1 protein-coding gene is annotated in these 1,027 nt (G+C 48.9%); it reads right to left on the minus strand.

The window, feature by feature from the left end:
- On the minus strand, positions 1-1,027 hold a 1,027-nt coding region (locus Q3F21_RS27130; RefSeq protein WP_340259706.1), incomplete at both ends, for a DUF4179 domain-containing protein.

The following is a 1,027-nucleotide window of genomic DNA, read 5'->3' on the forward strand; positions in this document are numbered from 1 at the left end:
CGCCTCAAACTCGATGATCCCGCCTTTGCCCCGCGATTCGTATCTTCCGATCTTTTCCTTTTCTTCCGTTGTCTTCAGGTGGAATTTGCTGAAGGTAAAGGTGCTTCCGCTGTTTTCAACTGTCACCGGCTGTTTATTCAATTCGTCGAGAGAAATTTTGGCCTCGAAGGAAGCCGGTTCATTCAGATAGATCGAATGAAGCTTGAAGGTCAGCTTTTCATGACCTGTAAACGGTGCAAATCCGTCCCACCACACCATTCCTTGTCCTTCGCCTTTTCCTTTGCCTTTGCTGGTGTTGCGCACCTCATTTTTTCTAATGCCGTTCAAGGTTTCGAACATGGTATCATCCCGACCTGCGATCAGATTTCCTTTTTCGTCGAGAATTTCATAGGCCAGACCGTAATCTGTCAAGTAGTGCTGCATCAGTTCTCCAGGAGTTAACCGCATTTCCTTCCTGGGCCCCTCGGGCGCATCATTCCAGCCTTTTTCCTCGATCAGCTTCATATACTCTTTGTTTTTCTGTTCGTTCCAATTCGTCTCCAGGGTAAGCAGACTGGCGCTGGGCACGGTCACGATGTTATCCAGCTTGATGACTACCCCCTGCGGCGAAGTATACTCCTGATTAATCACTACTGTTTTCGCCACTTCTTTTGCCTTTTTCATATCGATGGGAATATCGAGCTTCCATGAGCCTTCGGTGTCCATGATTTTATTGAACTCAACCCCGACCGTAAGCTCGTCTGGCACTTTCTCTGCTGCGTCAAATATGTCATACAAATCCTGTCTGACAAGCATGTAATCCCCGTATTTCCCACGTGCCCAGCCATCCCCCTCGGGATTCAGGTCGTTGCCGGCCTTGTCTGTAAGCGTAAAGCTCTCTTCGTAATTGCCCGCCTTGAAATCCAGCTTCTTTCCATCCTTATCGACAATCTCAAAGATCAAGGCTATGCGCGTCGGATCGGCGAGCACTTCCTTGACGGTCACGGTGTAGCCTTTATCCGTTACCTGCTTGTTGATTTGCTGGGCG

Origin of the sequence: Brevibacillus borstelensis (assembly GCF_037834415.1) — a bacterium.
Classification (GTDB): domain Bacteria; phylum Bacillota; class Bacilli; order Brevibacillales; family Brevibacillaceae; genus Brevibacillus; species Brevibacillus borstelensis_A.